21 protein-coding genes and 1 other annotated feature (1 of these 22 running past the window's edge) are annotated in these 18,618 nt (G+C 37.0%); of the genes, 8 read left to right on the top strand and 13 right to left on the bottom strand.

Annotation, left to right across the window (positions count from 1 at the left end; genetic code table 11):
• Nucleotides 1-65 (top strand) — a binding site (T-box leader) (it extends 113 nt beyond the left edge of the window).
• A 55-nt stretch (nucleotides 66-120) separates the two neighbouring features.
• Nucleotides 121-1,119 (top strand): tryptophan--tRNA ligase, encoded by a 999-nt coding sequence (gene trpS, locus KBP50_RS05130; protein WP_050350304.1) that lies wholly within the window; start codon nucleotides 121-123, stop codon nucleotides 1,117-1,119.
• A gap of 511 nt (nucleotides 1,120-1,630) precedes the next feature.
• Here the strand turns inward: trpS and KBP50_RS05125 are convergent.
• The 6 genes from KBP50_RS05125 to KBP50_RS05100 all read right to left on the bottom strand — a co-directional run bounded on the left by KBP50_RS05125 (nucleotide 1,631) and on the right by KBP50_RS05100 (nucleotide 7,242).
• Complete coding sequence (locus tag KBP50_RS05125) at nucleotides 1,631-2,386, bottom strand: YjbA family protein (RefSeq protein ID WP_050350303.1); 756 nt, start codon at nucleotides 2,384-2,386, stop codon at nucleotides 1,631-1,633.
• A gap of 189 nt (nucleotides 2,387-2,575) precedes the next feature.
• Nucleotides 2,576-2,779, bottom strand: a complete 204-nt coding sequence (locus tag KBP50_RS05120; protein ID WP_050350302.1) for a YuzI family membrane protein — start codon at nucleotides 2,777-2,779, stop codon at nucleotides 2,576-2,578.
• Between the two features lie 375 nt (nucleotides 2,780-3,154).
• Nucleotides 3,155-4,396, bottom strand: a complete 1,242-nt coding sequence (fabF, locus tag KBP50_RS05115; protein ID WP_050350301.1) for a beta-ketoacyl-ACP synthase II — start codon at nucleotides 4,394-4,396, stop codon at nucleotides 3,155-3,157.
• Nucleotides 4,397-4,422: 26 nt separating this feature from the next.
• Nucleotides 4,423-5,364 carry a beta-ketoacyl-ACP synthase III gene (locus tag KBP50_RS05110; protein WP_050350300.1) on the bottom strand — a complete coding sequence of 314 codons (942 nt, stop codon included), beginning with the start codon at nucleotides 5,362-5,364 and terminating at the stop codon, nucleotides 4,423-4,425.
• A 104-nt stretch (nucleotides 5,365-5,468) separates the two neighbouring features.
• On the bottom strand, nucleotides 5,469-6,425 hold the full coding sequence (locus KBP50_RS05105; protein ID WP_236691357.1) for a BMP family ABC transporter substrate-binding protein: 957 nt from the start codon (nucleotides 6,423-6,425) through the stop codon (nucleotides 5,469-5,471).
• A gap of 172 nt (nucleotides 6,426-6,597) precedes the next feature.
• Nucleotides 6,598-7,242, bottom strand: coding sequence for a hypothetical protein (locus KBP50_RS05100; protein ID WP_050350299.1), 645 nt, complete (start codon nucleotides 7,240-7,242; stop codon nucleotides 6,598-6,600).
• A gap of 365 nt (nucleotides 7,243-7,607) precedes the next feature.
• Here KBP50_RS05100 and KBP50_RS05095 point away from each other — a divergent pair, with 365 nt between their 5' ends.
• Entirely contained in the window at nucleotides 7,608-7,781 is a 174-nt protein-coding gene (locus KBP50_RS05095) for a YjzD family protein (RefSeq protein ID WP_072741003.1), read from the top strand.
• 405 nt (nucleotides 7,782-8,186) lie between these two features.
• On the opposite strand, the gene KBP50_RS05090 is transcribed toward KBP50_RS05095, so the two are convergent.
• Nucleotides 8,187-8,525, bottom strand: a complete 339-nt coding sequence (locus tag KBP50_RS05090) for a hypothetical protein (RefSeq protein WP_050350298.1) — start codon at nucleotides 8,523-8,525, stop codon at nucleotides 8,187-8,189.
• A 276-nt stretch (nucleotides 8,526-8,801) separates the two neighbouring features.
• Here KBP50_RS05090 and KBP50_RS05085 point away from each other — a divergent pair, with 276 nt between their 5' ends.
• Nucleotides 8,802-9,629: an undecaprenyl-diphosphate phosphatase gene (locus KBP50_RS05085; protein ID WP_373314159.1), complete on the top strand. Its 828-nt coding sequence runs from the start codon at nucleotides 8,802-8,804 to the stop codon at nucleotides 9,627-9,629.
• Nucleotides 9,630-9,973: 344 nt separating this feature from the next.
• On the opposite strand, the gene KBP50_RS05080 is transcribed toward KBP50_RS05085, so the two are convergent.
• Both KBP50_RS05080 and KBP50_RS05075 read right to left on the bottom strand, forming a co-directional pair.
• Nucleotides 9,974-10,285 carry a metal-sulfur cluster assembly factor gene (locus KBP50_RS05080; protein ID WP_050350296.1) on the bottom strand — a complete coding sequence of 104 codons (312 nt, stop codon included), beginning with the start codon at nucleotides 10,283-10,285 and terminating at the stop codon, nucleotides 9,974-9,976.
• Nucleotides 10,286-10,593: 308 nt separating this feature from the next.
• Entirely contained in the window at nucleotides 10,594-11,355 is a 762-nt protein-coding gene (locus tag KBP50_RS05075) for a prolyl oligopeptidase family serine peptidase (RefSeq protein WP_050350295.1), read from the bottom strand.
• A 305-nt stretch (nucleotides 11,356-11,660) separates the two neighbouring features.
• Between KBP50_RS05075 and KBP50_RS05070 the strand changes: the two genes are divergently transcribed.
• The 3 genes from KBP50_RS05070 (at nucleotide 11,661) to KBP50_RS05060 (ending at nucleotide 13,057) form a co-directional block, all read left to right on the top strand.
• Entirely contained in the window at nucleotides 11,661-12,494 is an 834-nt protein-coding gene (locus tag KBP50_RS05070; RefSeq protein WP_050350294.1) for a Cof-type HAD-IIB family hydrolase, read from the top strand.
• 199 nt (nucleotides 12,495-12,693) lie between these two features.
• Nucleotides 12,694-12,843, top strand: coding sequence for a hypothetical protein (locus tag KBP50_RS05065; protein WP_169770785.1), 150 nt, complete (start codon nucleotides 12,694-12,696; stop codon nucleotides 12,841-12,843).
• Between the two features lies 1 nt (nucleotide 12,844).
• A complete protein-coding gene (locus tag KBP50_RS05060) occupies nucleotides 12,845-13,057 on the top strand; it encodes a DUF3813 family protein (RefSeq protein ID WP_050350293.1) in 213 nt (70 codons plus the stop codon).
• Nucleotides 13,058-13,087: 30 nt separating this feature from the next.
• Here KBP50_RS05060 and KBP50_RS05055 read toward each other — a convergent pair whose 3' ends face one another.
• Nucleotides 13,088-13,258, bottom strand: coding sequence for a hypothetical protein (locus tag KBP50_RS05055; protein ID WP_156875270.1), 171 nt, complete (start codon nucleotides 13,256-13,258; stop codon nucleotides 13,088-13,090).
• A gap of 89 nt (nucleotides 13,259-13,347) precedes the next feature.
• Between KBP50_RS05055 and KBP50_RS05050 the strand changes: the two genes are divergently transcribed.
• Complete coding sequence (locus KBP50_RS05050; protein ID WP_050350292.1) at nucleotides 13,348-13,611, top strand: NifU N-terminal domain-containing protein; 264 nt, start codon at nucleotides 13,348-13,350, stop codon at nucleotides 13,609-13,611.
• 481 nt (nucleotides 13,612-14,092) lie between these two features.
• Here the strand turns inward: KBP50_RS05050 and KBP50_RS05045 are convergent, their stop codons facing one another.
• Both KBP50_RS05045 and KBP50_RS05040 read right to left on the bottom strand, forming a co-directional pair.
• Complete coding sequence (locus tag KBP50_RS05045; protein WP_050350291.1) at nucleotides 14,093-14,521, bottom strand: hypothetical protein; 429 nt, start codon at nucleotides 14,519-14,521, stop codon at nucleotides 14,093-14,095.
• A gap of 21 nt (nucleotides 14,522-14,542) precedes the next feature.
• Nucleotides 14,543-15,385, bottom strand: a complete 843-nt coding sequence (locus KBP50_RS05040) for a YitT family protein (RefSeq protein ID WP_050350290.1) — start codon at nucleotides 15,383-15,385, stop codon at nucleotides 14,543-14,545.
• 419 nt (nucleotides 15,386-15,804) lie between these two features.
• Here KBP50_RS05040 and KBP50_RS05035 point away from each other — a divergent pair, with 419 nt between their 5' ends.
• Nucleotides 15,805-16,686, top strand: a complete 882-nt coding sequence (locus KBP50_RS05035; protein ID WP_050350289.1) for a DegV family protein — start codon at nucleotides 15,805-15,807, stop codon at nucleotides 16,684-16,686.
• A 141-nt stretch (nucleotides 16,687-16,827) separates the two neighbouring features.
• Here the strand turns inward: KBP50_RS05035 and KBP50_RS05030 are convergent, their stop codons facing one another.
• Complete coding sequence (locus KBP50_RS05030) at nucleotides 16,828-18,309, bottom strand: alpha-amylase family glycosyl hydrolase (protein ID WP_050350288.1); 1,482 nt, start codon at nucleotides 18,307-18,309, stop codon at nucleotides 16,828-16,830.
• Nucleotides 18,310-18,618: the final 309 nt, after the last annotated feature.

Raw genomic sequence — 18,618 nt, 5'->3', positions numbered from 1 at the left:
TTCAAGTGATTCTACATAAAATGTAGAATAATTAAGGGTGGCACCGCGGTTCAATCGTCCCTATTATAGGGAATGATTGAACTTTTTTGTATGGAAAAAACTAACATAGGAGTGAACAAGATGGCAACGATTTTTTCAGGAATTCAACCTAGTGGTACATTAACATTGGGAAATTACCTTGGGGCACTAAAACACTTTACGGAGCTTCAAGATGACAACACATGTTATTTTTGCATTGTTGACGAACATGCTATTACCGTTCCGCAAGATCGATTAAAACTTCGAAATAACATTCGATCGCTTGCAGCCTTATATTTAGCAGCTGGGATTGATCCAAAAAAATCAATCTTATTTATTCAATCAGAAGTACCTGCCCATACGCAACTTGGATGGATGTTGCAATCGATTAGCTATATGGGGGAATTAGAGCGAATGACGCAATTTAAAGATAAGTCTGCGGATAGAGAAACTGCCATTCCTGCAAACTTATTGACCTATCCTGTCCTGATGGCAGCTGATATTTTATTATATCAAGCAGATATTGTTCCTGTTGGAGAAGATCAAAAGCAACATTTAGAATTAACGAGAAATTTGGCACAACGATTCAACAATAAATATAATGATATCTTTACTGTGCCTGAAGTGAGTATTCCAAAGGTTGGCGCTCGAATTATGTCCTTGCAAAATCCGATAAAGAAAATGAGTAAATCGGACGAAAATGAAAAAGGATTTATATCTATGCTCGATGAACCGAAACGGATTGAAAAGAAAATAAAGAGTGCAGTAACTGATTCAGAAGGAATAGTGAAATACGATAAAGAAAACAAGCCAGGGGTATCTAATCTGTTGTCTATCCATTCCATTTGCTCCGGCGAAACAATCGAAGCACTGGAAGAAAAATATGCAGGAAAAGGTTATGGCGAATTTAAACAAGGGACAGCTAATGCAATAATCGATGTGTTAAAACCAATCCAAGACAAATATTATTCCTTATTGGAATCTGACCAATTGGACACCATTTTAGATGCAGGAGCCGAAAAAGCTTCCATCATTGCTAATCGTACTGTTGTGAAAGCAAAAAAAGCGATGGGCTTAGGAAGAGTAAAAAAGAAAAAATAGCTAGTTCCGGTAGCTAAACAATCCAGCTATTTTTAAGCGTATGAACTTATTCGTTTCGAAAAGTACACGATAGACTTCGTAATTGGCATAAAGTAAGAACTTTAAATCAGTGTGATAGATAAAGGGATTCTTCAATCAGCGGGGTTTTCACTCATCCCCCACGGCTTGTTAGAAGCCCAAGGAAATGACCTAAAGGCCTCAATACGAAACAGGGCATTTAAGTGCTGTTATCTCCCCCTTAGACTTGTTGTTATACTATTTACCCAACTGCCTGAAGTGGGAGTCTTACAGCACTTTAAATACGCGATAAAAATATTCACTGATGGTTAGTACCCCAAACTAAAGGTCTTTGAACAGAATCGGACACTTGACTTGTGGTGGTCCCTTGCTTATCAGTCGGGTTTTACCATGTAAGAGTGGAAGGTCCTCTTAGTGCGCCATTACACGGAGTAGTAATTAAAAAAGCGGGCGAAGCTATATAAACAGTTCACCCGCTTTTTCGTGTACCCCATTACTGTGAGGCATTTTGTTCTTGTCCATTTTCTATTTCCCACATCTTCTCCAAGAAAGGTTGTCCTTTAATGAGCTTGCGGCATAAATCCTCATGTCTATAACTCCATCCTTCTTTTACACCTTCATATAATGCAGTCCAAACTGCATCTTCATCCATAAACCGAATATACGGGTAACGCTTCGGGTCCCATTCAGTTAACCAATAACGTAATTCTTCTAAATGATTCGTTGTTCGCAACTGATCTAACCCTATCATAAGTAATTGTTTCAACTGACGTTCTCTTCTAGTTAACCCGAAAATAAGTTCCGGTGGCATAGATAGCATGTGATATTCTTTCTTATAATTTTTAGCGACATATTTGTACGACTGCACTTTTGCGTTTTTAATCATGTCATAGACAAGTTGTTCCTGTCTAGGAATTAGTCTACTTTTCCGCACCGGAATTCGATATCCAATCGTATCAAATACAAGGGTATTATTCCCATCTGTTATAACACTAGCATATTCGAGAACAGTTCTTTCCTGCCCTTTCCGCATATAAGCACGTTTATAAATCGCGTCTAATAATGGTTTTGGGAGCTCTTGCATATCATTTTCAATATAAAAAAACAATTCCTCTGTTATGTATAACAACGGTACCTGATCTAGTAGTTCAATACCATCCTCTTTACGCCATTCGTGAAAATAACAGACGTTATAGCCATTTTCTTCTCCCTCAAACCAATTTACCCAAACATCATGCATGTATAGCATAAAACAACCCTCACTTTTCAATCTGAACTTAACATACATTATGACCATCAATTGAACAAAATATTCTATATGTAACATGTTAATTTATGATTTTATGATTAAACATACAGGTTAAAGGGCTAGTTTATTTGAAGGATCATAACATAAGGAACTTCAGAAATAAGGATTCTATTACGTTTGTATTTACTATTAATGATTCGGATAACGTTTCAAAGCAATATGCATGAACAACAGCCCTATTGGTAAAAAATAACATTCCACTCTGCTTGTAATAAAGCTTATATATTCTCCCCAAGATAAACCCGCTGGAAGGAAATTCATATATGCAATGATGGTTACTCCGCCCATAATAGAAAAGCCAAAGCCAATTAAAAATAAGAACACATACCCCATTTTCTTCTCTCCTGCCTTGTCCCTTTTTAATAGACTATGCTTGTCCTATTCCATACATGAAAAAAAGCCGATCAAAATAGATCGACTTTTTTAAAAATGTAAAAATAAAGTAGACTCTTACTTCAAGCGTTGGGCGCCATAAAATAAGGTTAAGCGAGAAAAAACAGCATATAAATTCCCGATTCGTTCGGTTTAATAGGATGTGCCACAGAAAACATGGCTCGCGAAAAAAGCATTCTTCTCTTTCAATGACAAGGAAGCCAACAGTAGCGACCTATTGTGCGCAGAAAAAGTGTATGGATAAACACCTCTGCAATCTAGCCTTTAATTTAGTATTCCAAAGAAGACCCTCAGTGATTGAAGTTTCATTTTTTATTAAGCTTGATATTTTTTAAAAACTAATGCAACATTATGCCCACCAAATCCAAGAGAATTAGTTAGTACAACATTTACATTCTGCTTTCTTGCCTTATTTGGGACATAATCTAAATCACAGTCAGGATCGGGAACTTCATAATTAATAGTTGGCGGAATCGTATCTTCTACAATCGCTTTTATAGAAATCACAGACTCTACGCCTCCAGCAGCACCCAATAAGTGACCTGTCATTGATTTTGTTGAAGAAATAGCAACATCATTTGCGTGGTCACCTAACACTGCCTTAATAGCGGCTGTTTCAAATTTATCATTAAGCTCCGTGCTAGTTCCATGTGCATTAATATAATCCACTTCAGTTGACTCAACGGCTGCATCATTTAAAGCCATTTCCATTGCACGTGCTGCACCCTCCCCGTTTTCAGCTGGTGCAGTAATGTGATAAGCATCACCGGTAGCCCCGTAACCGACAATTTCAGCATAAATATGAGCTCCGCGAGCCAATGCTGTTTCTAAATCCTCCAGCACTAAGATACCACAGCCTTCCCCCATCACAAATCCATCGCGATTTTTGTCAAATGGGCGGCTTGCTTTTTTAGGGTTTTCATTTACGGAAAGTGCTCTGGCAGAGGAGAATCCGGCAAATGCCATGTTCGATATAGGCGCTTCGGTTCCGCCAGTAATAATCGCATCGGCATCGCCACGTTGAACAGCTTTAAATGCATCCCCAATAGAGCTTGCTCCAGAAGCGCAAGCAGTCACGGTACAAGAATTTATTCCTTTTGCTCCCAATTGAATAGATACTTGACCTGCAGCCATGTCCGGAATCATCATTGGAACAAAGAATGGGCTGACCCGTTTAGGACCTTTTTCCAATAGCTTTCGATGTTGATCTTCCCATGTTTGCATTCCGCCGATACCACAACCAATCCAAACCCCCACTCGATTTCGATTGCTATCATCAATAGGTAGTGCTGCATCTTCAACCGCCATTTTCGATGCTACAACAGCATATTGTGTAAATAAATCCATTTTACGAACATCTTTTTTATCAATATATGGGCTTGGGTCAAAATCTTTCACTTCTGCAGCTACTTTAGCAGGAAATTGTTCTTTATCCACTTTCGTCACAAAATCAATCCCTGATTTCCCAAAAATCAAACTTTCCCACATGTCGTTAACGTTATTTCCAACTGGTGTAACTGCACCAAGTCCTGTAATTACTACTCTTCTTTGCTTCATATGGTTTTCCTCCTAGTTCCATACAGTTATCTTCCCCATCGTATTGCCAAGGCTCCCCACGTTAAACCCCCGCCAAAGCCAACTAAAACGATCAAGTCACCGTCTTTTATTTTACCATCTAAGACAGATTCCGACAAAGCTATTGGGATCGAGGCTGCAGAGTTATTTCCATACTTTTTAATGGTTTTAGCCATCTTCTCTTCGGAAATTCCTAAACGCTGACGAGCAGCTTCCATAATACGAATATTTGCTTGATGTGGAACTAAGTAATCGACATCATCTTCATCATATCCCGCAGCTTTAATAACATTTACAGACGATTCTGGCATTTGTCTAACAGCAAATTTAAACACTTCACGTCCATTCATATATAAATAGCCAGTATCTTTCTCTTGCCTTAACTCTTTTCCCCCTGCTCCGTTAGCTCCTAATTCAAACGCAAGAATCCCTTTCCCAGCAGATACCTGCCCTATGACGGCAGCACCCGCACCATCACCAAATAACACACATGTACTGCGATCAGACCAATCGGTGATTTTTGACAATTTTTCTACCCCGACGACTAAGACATGTTTATATGTGTTTGTTTCAATAAATTGCTTTGCCGTTACCATTCCATACATAAATCCGGAACATGCAGCGCTTATATCCATAGCTGCTGCTTTTTTCGCACCTAAACGGTCCTGAATGATACAGGCAACAGAAGGAAACGGTGTATCAGGGGTTACTGTTGCGACTAAAATAAGATCTATATTTTCAGGGGCCAGATTCGCATTTTTCATGGCTTTTTCTGCTGCTAAATACGCCATATCTGAGGTATCCATATCTTCTCCTGCTATTCTTCGTTCTTCTATACCTGTTCTCGTACGAATCCATTCATCATTTGTATCAACGATCTTTTCTAAGTCATGATTTGTAACGACTTTTTCAGGCACGTAATGTCCTAAACCCAAAACACCAACATCCATTTTTCCATCTCCTTAACATTCATGAGTTATTATCTATTATTATTACTTGGTACTAATTTTAATGTATCACTTTATTTTTTGCAAGCTGAAGCTTTGCAGTTAGACTACAATTGAGGGAATAAGCCAGTCTCTGTATAGTGTTCAATTGCCTGATTCATTTCATATTGATAAGAGACAGGTACTTCATCATTGAAAGGCGCTAGAGAAACAACCCCATCCTGAAAATCGACTGTTTTCAATTCTCCAGTTAAATTGCCTTCATTCATTTGTTCAGCCACATAATGGTAAAGCTCGTCTACATGTTGAACAGTCGAAGTTAGAACAACATCCTCTGCTAATTCAGATTGATCTGTCATATATCCAATTGCGTAAACATCATCTTTTTCTGCTTGTTTAATTATTTCTTTACTGAAGGCATCACCTATCGGGTAAAAAACATCAGTACCACCAAGTTTCATTTGCTGATAGACGTCGTTTGCTGTTTGTGTATCATTCCAATCATTTAAAAAAGCCAATTCCACTTCTACTTCTGGATTTGCGTTTTTAACCCCTTCAAAGAAGCCCTCAATTTCTGGTTGCCATTCATAAGCCGCAACAATCCCTACTTTATTTGTAGCAGTCATTTTTCCAGATAACATACCTGCAAAATAACCCGCCGCATGCGTATCGAATGTAAAACTGGTTACATTTTCTGCTGCATAAGATCCATTAAAATAAACAAAGTGAATATGCGTATAATTTTCAGCAATATCTGCAAAGTATTTTCCATAATGCGAATTGTGCCCAAAAATAAGGTTTACTCCTTTATTTGAAAATTCCTCTACTGCTTCGATAATCTCTTTTTCCGTTACAATTTTTTCTTTATAGAACACATCAATACCAAACTTTTCTCCTAATGAAACAAGACCTTGGTAACCTTTTTCATTCCATACTTGATCAGAGATGTTTTCACTTAAAAGCATGCCTACATTCTGTAATTGTTTTTGAGCTGGGGAAGAACTGCAACTACTTAATATACTTAGCATCATCAACACGCTGACAACTGCAAGAAAAATTCGCAATTTGGAGCACTCCTGTCTATTAACGTTGTATAAACGAAGTAATTGATTCAGCATATGCGGCAAATCAAAGCCATTTTTTCGGGTTAGTTAAAATGTGCATAGCGCGTCCAATAAGCAATAGCAAAATAAGAACAATCGCTTAGGCGCTTTATGGTTTCAGTGTATAGTAACTTTAATCATTACGTAACCGATAATTTTGATAGTGCTGAATGACCTGTTTCACTTTATCTTCTTTAGGTCTATTGTCCTGAATTCCCACCAATTTATCAAGGTTTATTTTTTTTACAGTGCGGTTGATATGATGTAAATCCGTTGTACTTAACCAGTTAATAAAACGTGCGACAAAATCCTGAATATAAGTTGCATGTTGATTAAAATTATCGGATGAAAAGGAAATAAATTCTCCTTGAAAATACATACCGCTTTCTGTCATTGGCATCCATTCACCAAATAAAAGCGGTAATTCAATATATAATTCATTTGAACTTGTAAGGTGATTTACCGTGCTTGGATGTGCGAGAGTCATAAAAAGCCCTGATGAAAGGTTAGCATTTATGTTCATTGTTCCCACCCGAATAATTTGATCATACGGATTATTTTTTTTATCTATAAAAAAAGAGAAATTGCTGTTTCTACCAAAAAAAAGAGTTAATCCATCATCTTTCTTATCGTTTACCAAACCTTCTACTTCCAACCCTTGTTCCAGTAACCCATTAACAATATGAAAGCCAATCCAATGATTACAATTAGCAACTAAAGTAACCAAACCCATCACTCCCTTGTTTATTAAAACTAAATCTTTATTAAAAAATTTCAAGAACTAACCGCCGTCCTATATTAACAGTAAATTAACCAATATACTCCATGGCTCTATTTTTAACAATTATGATAGCGCATTTCGATAAATTGAATTTTCAATCAGTGGGGGTTTTCATTTATCGCCCACTGATTGTTAGTACCGCGAGGGTATGACCTAAAGGCCTCTTACGAATAGGCATTTAGGTATGTTATCTCCTACTTAGACTTGTTGCAGTACAGATTATTCAACTCTTGAAGTGGGAGTCTTCCAGCACCTTATATACGGGATAAATGCAAGTTATGCTTTTTTTTTCATGCATGTTTTGGTAAACTAGAAGAAGAATACTTGTAATCAAAGTTATTGTAAAAAAATGAGGTGTTATCATGCGATACATTGTTACACTTATCTGGGCATGTTTAATAGGGGCTGCTGTATCCTATGTCCTGTCAAGTATGGGAAGTGAACCTTTCAATTTAACAGCAACGATAGGTTTAGCGGTCGTCTTTTTTATTACGATCTCTGTATTAGGCGACGGTATTTTGAAAGAAGATAACTAAAGTGACGAAAGTTCCATAAAGTGAACCTTCAATCAATGGGGGTTTTCTTATCTCCCACTGATTGAAGAAGACCAAAGGCTTAAAACTGGCGTTCTTGAAAAAGAAAAATACTTTTTCTCCGCGTGTGGTATCGCTGGCGTAGCTTTCCTTTTGCTTGAAAATAAACGAACCATTTTTTATAAGGGATCTACAATCGGTGTGGCTGAGTTACCACACCCTTACTTTGTTTGCTTTCCATATGGCATTCATACTTTTCATACATAAACTATTTGTTTAGCTGTTCATAACGCTATATAGAAATAAAGCTTACATATAGCTTTTGGCAACTTATGATGTACCAATGTAAGTAAAGCCCTTGCCTCCTTTTAAGATTTTAGGCAAGGGTTTCGTTTTGGCGAGGTCGATTCAATACCATGGTAAAATACTTAGTGCAGCTAAAGCTGTAAGTGGTAAGATTAACCGTCTAAATCGGTACGGAGGAAATCCATATCCTCCATAGCCGTAACCAGGACCGCCATAACCTGGATATCCATAACCGAATTGTCTGTGGTGGGGATTTTCCCCTTGCTGCATATACGAATGATGTTGTTCATGTGCTTCTAAGGGTACTGCCAAGTATACTGATTCATGATCCAGACCAGTTATAATACCGTCAATACTTGATCCATCTACTAACTCAATAAGCACATACGCATGCATATGATCTTTACAAACGTCGTATATATGTTGATGACTGTGATTCATATTATCTGCCTCCTCACCACTCAGCCTATTCATTTGCCCATGGGTTGGTGACTTGTATCATGATGAATCTTTGCTTGCAAATGCTAATAAATAATAACATTATGCAAACATATCGAATGTTTCAATAAATACCAATCTAGATCCAACTAGGAATGTAATGAATCAATGCTTACAAAACTGTAAGCTTACTGAAAGGAAATTCAATACCTGTATTTTCCATTCGACATTAAACTAACAATAGAACAAACGTAGGGAGAGGATTTTTTCATGGATGCAATAGCTGATCTGAGCATCATTTTAAAATATTTACTACTTGGTTTATTTCAAGGGTTCACGGAACCAATTCCTATCTCATCAAGTGGCCATTTAGTTATGCTTCGAGATATACTGAATCTTCAAGTCGAATTGGCTGGATTGTCATTTGAAATTCTAGTAAATTTCGGCTCACTAATTGCAGTTTTAGTCATTTTTCGTAAAGATTTAATTCGTCTGACAAGAAATGGGCTACGCTATATTTTCCAAAGAGATAGAGACTCTGAAGCAACAGCTGACTTCCAGTTTATTTTATTCTTGATTATAGCGACAATCCCTACTGGGGTCTTAGGTTTTTTATTAGAGGATTATATTAGTGAACAACTAAGTAAACCTATCATCGTTGGTTATACACTGCTGATTACTGGGGCAGCTCTATGGGTGATTCGTAATCTTCACGGGAAGAAAAACGATGGTGACTTAACGATTAAAGATGCCCTTATTGTCGGTGCAGCCCAGGCTGTTTCTTTAATTCCTGGTATTAGCCGTTCTGGTGCAACCATTGTTGCTGCAATGCTTGTCGGTATGAAGCGAGAAACAGCGTTCCGTTTTTCATTTTTACTTTATATTCCAGTTAGCCTTGGAGTTACTATTTTAGGAGTTAGTGATATCGTAAATGATGATAAATTTAGCGCACTATTAATTCCTTATGCCATTGCGTTTTTAGCATCCATCATTGCTTCTTACTTCGCACTTAAATGGTTTGCCAATATTATGGCGAAAGGAAATTTGAAGTATTTTAGTTTTTATTGTTTTATAGTCGGAATACTGGCGATCATCTATTTTTTATAGTGCATGTTTAAAACAGATAAATAAAAAACAGCAAAAAAATGCGAAAACTTATCGGTTTGTGACGCGCAAACTGGTCAGCTTCTAACGAGTTGAAAAATATCGGTAATAGAGCCGTGGTCACTTATCGGAGGGAAAAAGCTCGAAGTTTGCTACAACTTGAGTGCCTATAGTGGATGTGCAAGCTACTTTTTAAAAAGTTATCCACAGTTGTATTATTTCATAGACAATGAAAAAGCAGCCGTCTAGTTAGGACAGCTGCTTTTTCATTTACGTTTACTGATTGCGTTATGCCAAAAGCTAAAAAAGGTTATTCATTGAAACGAGCAGTAATCTTTTCGGTATACTTAATCTGGAATGCCTAACGCAATTTTTGCGTAACGTGACATTCTTTCCTTTCCCCACGGGGGATTCCAAACAATGTTAACTTCTGTCTCTTTAACCTCTGGAATATCTGACAATACATGCTTAACATCCTGCTCGATATGTCCAGCAAGTGGACAGCCCATAGCAGTAAGTGTCATGGTAACTTTGCATAGACCTTCTTCATCTAATTCTACATCATATATTAAACCTAAATTGACGATATCAATGCCTAATTCAGGGTCAATAACATTCTCTAATGCGCCCCATAGGTTTTCTTTTAGAGCTTCATCCATACACTTTTCCTCCTCCAACTTAGTTACTACTATTTAAACATATTTTTGATTAGAATTAAAGAGAATTTGGCTTGTTACAAGTAAACATGCTTACAGCGTTTGCTTAGCTGTACTTTACTTGTCGCTTCACATTTTTATTACGTCGAGTTCCTCTCTTCTTTAGCTAAAATGTTATATTCAGCATATACGCCAAAAAGTTTGGCTAGCGGCAAACAGACTAGTAAAAGCAATCAGTGATGAATACATTTTTAGTTTCTCTATTAACACGTAGCTGGGACAAAAATCTCCTCTACATTGATTACCATCCGTTATAAATGACTTGCAAACCACTTCACTGTCTCCAATGTAGCATACCTTCCTACTTTATGTCCGCGATTAGCTTCTCTTATAAAAACAATATCATCTGGGTTGGAATAGCTTGGAGCGACTTGCTCATAAAAAGAATAAGCATGATGGAATGGTACAATTTCATCCTCTTCTCCATGCCAAAAAAGCAATGGACGCTGGTTTAGTTTTTCTGGTTGCTTTGACAAATCATAGTTAGTTAGTTGGTCCAATAAATCTGATATTACTTCTTGCTTGAGAGGGAGATCGCCAATTTTTTTAAATTCGTCCAAAATAGCTTTAGCAAATGTTGTAATTTTAGGTGTACCCATTAATATCGCTGCTGCTTTAATCCAGTCATATTGTGTCATTGCAGCAGAGGTAGTTATTCCACCCATACTCGTCCCAGCTACACCAAAACGATCATCTAATAATAACCCAGATTCATCCACATAATCTTTTACATATTGCAATTCAATAACATTTTGCATTACAATATCCCAAAAGGACAACTGCCTTTTATTAACCGAAATCCCATTTTCTCTGGCACCATGATATTTACTATCGGGCAAAATAACGCGATACCCTTGTTGTGCAAGCAAGTAGGCTAACGGTAAATTATGCTCCTTTGCACTTGTAAAACCGTGAAAATAGGTAATTACGGGTAAAGCAATTCCTTCTTTTTTTGTATCAACTACGATTAAGCTTGGAATGGTCTTGATTTCTGCTTCATAAACTCCTATCATGCTACAGTCCCCTTATGTACGTATTGTATGCTTTTCATTCTACTATCCAATAGAATAGCTATCAACTTTTTAAGCTATGCTGCAGTTACATCTAGCGATTTTTTATTTTAAGGTTTAAATGTCCTACGTTGGTAAAACTTCTACGCTCATAAATCAGCTTGATAAGCAATTTCCCATCTAAAATACATAACAAAATCCATTCCTATAACCAAGCTTGTTATTACCCATTAAGATGTTAGAACAAGTTTTGCTTTACATCCAGACGTATCAACTATAAACTATGAACAGATGAGGTGATTGAAAATATGCAAACAAACAGACATTTAATAGCTTTAGATCTTGATGGGACACTGTTAACGGATAAAAAAGAAATCAGCCCCAAAACGAAACAAGTTGTTTTAAAAGCAATGGCAGAAGGACATATTGTTGTAATTGCTACTGGGAGACCACATCGCGCCAGTATTGGATATTATGAAAATTTAGGTTTGACTACTCCAATGGTCAACTTTAATGGTGCTTTAATTCACCACCCAAGAGATAAAAAATGGGACGCATTACATAGCCCGATGCCGATCCGAACAGCTCATAAAATTATTGGAGCCTGTTATGACCTTAATGTTCGCAATATATTAGCTGAGGTTATGGATGAAGTGTATTTAGATCAATATGACCAAGCGATTATCGATATATTTCATATGACGGCAAATGACCCTCCTTTCACAATAGGGAGCCTTAGAAATAAATTAACGGAAGACCCTACTTCCATTCTGATCCACCCAGATGATGAACATATTTCTACTTTACGACAACATCTCGATGATTTCCATGCTGATCTCATTGAACACCGAAAATGGGGTGCTCCTTGGAATATCATTGAAATTGTCCGAAAGGGAATGAATAAAGCAGTAGGTTTACAGAAAATTGCCCATTATTTTCACATTCCACAAGAGCGAATCATTGCTTTTGGAGATGAAGACAATGATCTTGAGATGATCGACTATGCTGGAGTTGGTGTTGCGATGGACAATGCTATTGATGAACTAAAGGCAGTGAGTAAATATGTTACAGATTCCAATGAAGCAGATGGGATTGCGAATTTCCTTCAAACCTATTTAAAGCTTGATGAAATCGCGCATTAATATCCAGTTATTCCCATCTATAACATACTTCGAATAAGACCATACTAATGGTGAGCGCAATGAATGTGCTCACCTTTTTACTTCCCGAGTGTAGCTGTACCCTTTTGATGGCCATCTATGAACGCTAGACAAAGCTATGTCTTGGATCATGATTTTTCGAGATAATGTGCATATCCCTATGCACGAAGGAGGAAACATCGTGAGTAAAGCAAGCAAATCAAAGCGTTTTACCCAACAAAGTGTAGATGCTGTAAAAAAGCATGATGAACGCTTCCCATACCGAAGCAGATTCTCTGAGGCACAAAGAAAGCAAGAAGATGCCGCTAACCATACAGTAGGAGGGTTCTAGGTTGGAAAACAATAATAACAATAACAATTTGTTTCAACAAGCAAGAAACGCTGTAATGAATTTTATGAATCAGCAAAATAGTGCTTCTAATGCCCAAGACAAGCAGGCAGCACAAAATGCGATCCAAGCTGCTTATCAGGACGCGACTCCTGAAGAAAAGCAGCAATTACAGCAATTGGAGAATCAATTAAGGCAACAAAATCAAATACAGTAACCTCTGCATCCATCATGCTGTATCTGGTTTTTAAAGACAATAGAAAGCCCCTATCCGTTGATAGGGGCTTTCTGTAAATTTAAACCAATTACTTTTTAAGAAAATTACCCCTTCTGCCCCGCCCTGACAAGATGAAACCTTTATCTCTATTGCTTCGTTATCTTCACAAAGAGCACCATAACCTATTTTATCTTTTTTCAATTAAGTATACGAAACGACAAAATACTTTTTAATCCTACTTATATCTGCTAATATTGAAATTAAGTATGATGATGTAGGAGGGATGACGTATGGGAATTCGAGCTGAAGCCACCCCAAATCCGAATGCTATGAAATTTACAACGGATAAAATAATTTTCGAAGGTACGAACAGTATATCCGTAATGCCTGGTGATACGAGCGAATACGCAATTTTAAATGATCTGATGAAAGTAGAAGGTGTAGACAATGTTTTCGGCTATCAAAACTTTATTACCGTGAACAAGCAATTTGATACCGAGTGGGATCATCTAATTCCAAGGGTTACAGAAGTTATTGAAAAACATGGGTTTTAAGCACTAATCCACAGAGTATAAAAGCAGGCCAGCAAATCATTATAGCTGGCCTTTTCCCATAATATAAAGTGAATTCTCAAACAGTGGGGTTTTCATTCATCCCCTACTGATTGTTAGTACCGTAATGGGATGACTAAAGCCTCTGAACGAAACCGTGCATTTAGGTGCTGTTATCTCCCACTTAGACTTGTTGCAGTACAAATCATCTAACTCCTGAGTCTTACAGCAACTTATATAGGGGATAAAAATATTTTATCTCTTGCGTGCAACTGGCAATAAAACTTGCCCTTCAATCTTGTAAGGAGATACCCAGTAGAATGTGAAGGAGATTAAACATTTCAACTGCAATTCAAATACTGTTAGACACTCTTAGGTTATATCCCTAGGTACTAACAATCAAAAAAGAAAAGCCCGACTGTTAAAGTTTCACCTTTATCCAGTAAATGTCCTATAGCAGATCAAAAATAAACCCGCACATTGATTATTTGTTCTCAACATCCACCGGAAAGTAATTCGTATTAATTGGTTCATCTTTATCAGTCTTTCCATATAGAGCGAGAACAGGAGGTTCCTCCGCAGTCAGTGTTTGCTTTGGCAAAGCAACTTCTAAAGTGAACGCCTTCCACCTGCTTGCATTTTCCTTGAGAGATAATTTTGCCTCTTTATTTAGCGGTTCTCCTCCATGATCCAGCCTATAATAAACATTTGTATCTGTTGCCATTGCTTCTCCTTGTAAAATCACAATTCCATCTATTACTTCCATATCTACATTGCGAAAGCTAACGGCACTCGTCTGTTGTTCTCTTACTGATGAATCCTCTTCTCGTGTCGAAGCCTCCTTAGCTTCCTCCCCACTACAGCCAATTAATAGCCCTGCTGTAAGTATGAAAATAAAACTTTTCTTCCACATGGTCCCTTCCCCTTCTTTTCTTTAATCTCTGCGGAAAAATCCAAAAATACCTGTCGTTTGGACAATATTTGTAAATGCATGAGGGTCTACCTCGTTAATAATCCGTTCTAAATCAAATAATTCATAACGTGTGATAACTAAATACAGCATGTCCTTATCTGTTTTCGTATAAGCCCCTTTGGCAGGCAGAATTGTAATTCCACGTACCATTTTTTTGTGGATAGCAGCTTGAAGCTCATCTGCTTTTCGGGTAATAATCATAGCTGTAACCTTCTCATGACGTGTATGAATAGCATCGATAACACGTGTAGTTACATATAATGTTAGCAATGTATATAATGCATTTTCTGGTTCATAAAGTATCCCAGCAAATGCTATAATAACAGCGTTTAACATTAAAAAGTACGTACCTATTGGCTTGTCCTTCATTCTTGAAAGGACCATAGCAACAATGTCCATTCCACCAGTAGATGCACCGACCTTAAGGGTGATACCAATCCCAGTTCCGCCGATAACCCCACCAAAAACAGCATTTAAAATAATGTCTTCCGATATTTCAATCATAGGAATAAATTCTAAAAAAAGCGTTGTGCATAATACAGAAATAACACTATACACTGTAAACCCTTTTCCGACCTTAAACCAGCCTAATATAGCAACAGGGATATTAAATAAAGCTAATAAGATGCCTGTACTAACCCCTATGCCAATAAAATCATTAAAGACACTGGATACTAATTGGGCAGCACCTGTAAAACCACTCGCATAGACATTTGCTCCAATTAAGAAAAAGTTTAAAGATATCGCATTCAGCAATGCCCCAAAGATAACTACTGCAATACGTTTTGCTTCAAATATGAACATAACTGCCTCCTTCTCTGGTCATAGATTAAGTTTGGTTAGCAGAAAAATTGTAGTGAGAACAGAAGCTCGCTTGTGAATATCAACTTCTAAACCTATACGTAACCAAGTAGCAAATTTTTAAGTTCGTTCTCTCTAATAAGATGAACAGTTTATCTTACACTCCAGATAAATACTATATTTGCATTTGTTCAAAACATCAAATATTTGCCAATAATTTTCTCTCCAATCATTTATCTCAATTCTTAAGCTTATTTCTATCAATTAGTTATTTTGAGTATCAGCTTATAAAAGCATTCTGCATACCACTTTTATCACACTTGCAAGAATATTATCAAAATTAAACATTCCTTTTTTTTGACTATCTACGTGAACAATTATAAACTAAAAGAAAGATTACTTAATGAAATGTAGGTGAAACAATGAATATAAAAATACTTGCAGATTCCGCTTGTGATTTATCAATGGACTATTATAACGAATTTGATATAGAAATGGCACCATTAACCGTCCATCTTGATGATAAAGATTATGAAGACGGAAAGTCAATTGATCCTAAAACAGTTTATCACGCTATGCGGAATGGGAAAACCCCAAAAACGTCGCAAGCTTCGCCTCGACACTTTAAAGCTATATTTACTTCCTATGCTGAGGCTAATCAACCTTTAGTTTATCTTGCTTTTTCTTCACAATTATCAGGTACATATCAAACAGCAAAAATGATCGAGCAAGAAGTGAAGGAAATTTATCCCGAAGCACCTATTCATGTAATCGATACGAAATGTGCTTCTTTAGGTTGCGGACTTGTAGTTCTCCACGCAGCTAAACTTGCAAAACAAGGAGCAGACTTAGAAACAATTATTAACTCTAGTCGCGCTTGTGCATTAAATATGGAGCATATTTTTACCGTAGATGATCTAGAATATCTTTATCGAGGCGGACGTGTAAGTAGGACAGCAGCATTTGTTGGTTCCCTTCTTAAAATCAAGCCCATTCTTCATGTAGAAGATGGGAAGTTGATCCCATTGGAAAAAATCCGCGGTTCAAAAAAACTGTTCCATCGCATGTTGGAAATTATGGAAGAACGTGGAGACGACTTATCCAATCAAACCATTGCGATCTCTCACGGGGATGATGCTGAAAGAGCTGAACAACTTGCTTCGATGATTAAGGAAAAATTTCATGTTAAAGAAGTTATTATCGATATGGTTGGATCGGCTATTGGCTCCCATTCAGGACCAGGAACTATTGCACTTTTCTTTTTAAATAATACTAATTTCCAACAGCCTGTTCAAGAAGAATAAGCACTTTTTCATTAGTTATAACATATATTTCATAATGTATTACGAATTATTTATTTTTATATTTTATGAAGCTATAGCCCATATGTTGGCTATAGCTTATTTGTTTATGCCCCTCATTTTAGCAGATTGAAAATGATATTATTATCTATTATTTGCCTTTTGCTTTCTCGATAATACCACTACTGCGATAATAAATAATAGAAATACACCAACGATAAAACCAATAAACCACCAGTTAAAGCCTGTATCTTCTTTTACAGAAAATACTTCAGCGGTCTCACGATCTAATCCAATTCGATATTCTCCTTTATCATTTGCTCGAAACGTATGGTCACCTAAATACCCTCGCAGTTCTTTCCCTTTTTCCAAGTCTGTAATCGTAACAGAGCGTGTTTTTACATCATTATTAATGGCAATATACATCGTTTCCTCGTTGTAAGTTCGTTTAAACAAGATCATTGCTCCATCCGTACCAACTAATTCATAGCTTCCTCGACGCAAAGCAGGAAACTGATTGCGTAAAGAAGATATCCGGTTAAAGAATTCCTTTATTTCTTTTCCGCCACTGTTAAATTCTACCATCCGCTGTACTTCTTCTAACGTTTTACCATACATGGGAAGTTCCGTACCTTGATATACAACCGGAACGTCTGGCATAGAATACAAATATGTTAAAGCTAACGACCATGCTGTCAGTGGATTTCTGCCATTCTCCGCTAAGGTTTGGGTAAATCGTTCCACCGATTCATCATCCATAAATAACATGCTTAATGCATTAACATCCATTGTTTCTTCATAAATTTTTTCCGGTGAAACTCCTGGTTTAGAAAAAACGCTACTCATAGCTTGTTGTGCTTGATGATTATCAACTGCATCGATATGATCATTCTCCTGTAATGACGTTACATCGGAATTTGTGTCTAATACGTCTGCTAGCAAATAAAAATTTTCATCCTTTTCTTTTATCTTACTCGTAAGGAGATTTAAAAATGTTTGCGATGATTGGTCTGCTGCATGTAATTGAAAACCATCAATATTGGTTTCATCCATCCAATACATTGCTACATCGACTAAGTAATCCTGTACCTCTTCATTCTCTTGGTTCAGCTTAATGACATTTTTCCCCCAAGCTGTGTCTACATCATTTGCTTCAATCCAAGATTGCTTTGATTTGTCCTTAACAATTGGATGGCTCTTGGCAACATAGTTTGTAACAAGCTCTAATACTACCTTTATATCTCTTTGATGGGCTTCATCAATAAGTTTTTTCAAGCTTTCCATATCTCCATATTGCTCTTCCACGTTGTAAAAATCTTCTATCCAATAACCATGATAACCATCTGGTGCATTTTCCATAATTGGGGAGAGTACGATCGCAGTATACCCAACTTCTTCAAACGTATCTAACCTTTCTGTAATCCCTTCCAAATCACCACCATGGTAAGTCATTGGATTATCCAAATCGATTTGTTTATCGATCTGAGCATTTGCATTACTATAGCGATCTACAAGGATACGGTAAAAAACTTCTTCTTGAATTCCTTTGTCTTCCGCTTGTGCAAATGTTGGTACACAAGCAAATAATCCAAAACTAACTAGCATTAGTGCGATTATGTTTTTCATGCGTTCATTCCCCCATCCATCTATATTTCCTCTTGTCCTATTATTAAGTGTTTTCATCAATAGTCAAGCCTTAAAAACAGATTGTTAAAAAACCTTCACTTGCTGGATGCATTGTAATGTCTACCTGCTGCTCAAAAAGAAAATAAAGTAAATCTTCAATCAGTGGGGTTTTCATTCATTCCCAACGGATTGTTAATACCATAATGGTATGACCTAAAGGCCTCTTACGAAATAGGATATTTAGGTGCTGCTATCTCCCACTTATGCTTGTTGCAGTACAGATTATTTAACTCCTGAAGCGGGAGTCTT

Origin of the sequence: Virgibacillus pantothenticus, assembly GCF_018075365.1 — a bacterium.
Taxonomy (GTDB): Bacteria; Bacillota; Bacilli; order Bacillales; family Amphibacillaceae; genus Virgibacillus; species Virgibacillus pantothenticus.
This window is presented reverse-complemented; position numbering and strand designations above follow the sequence as displayed.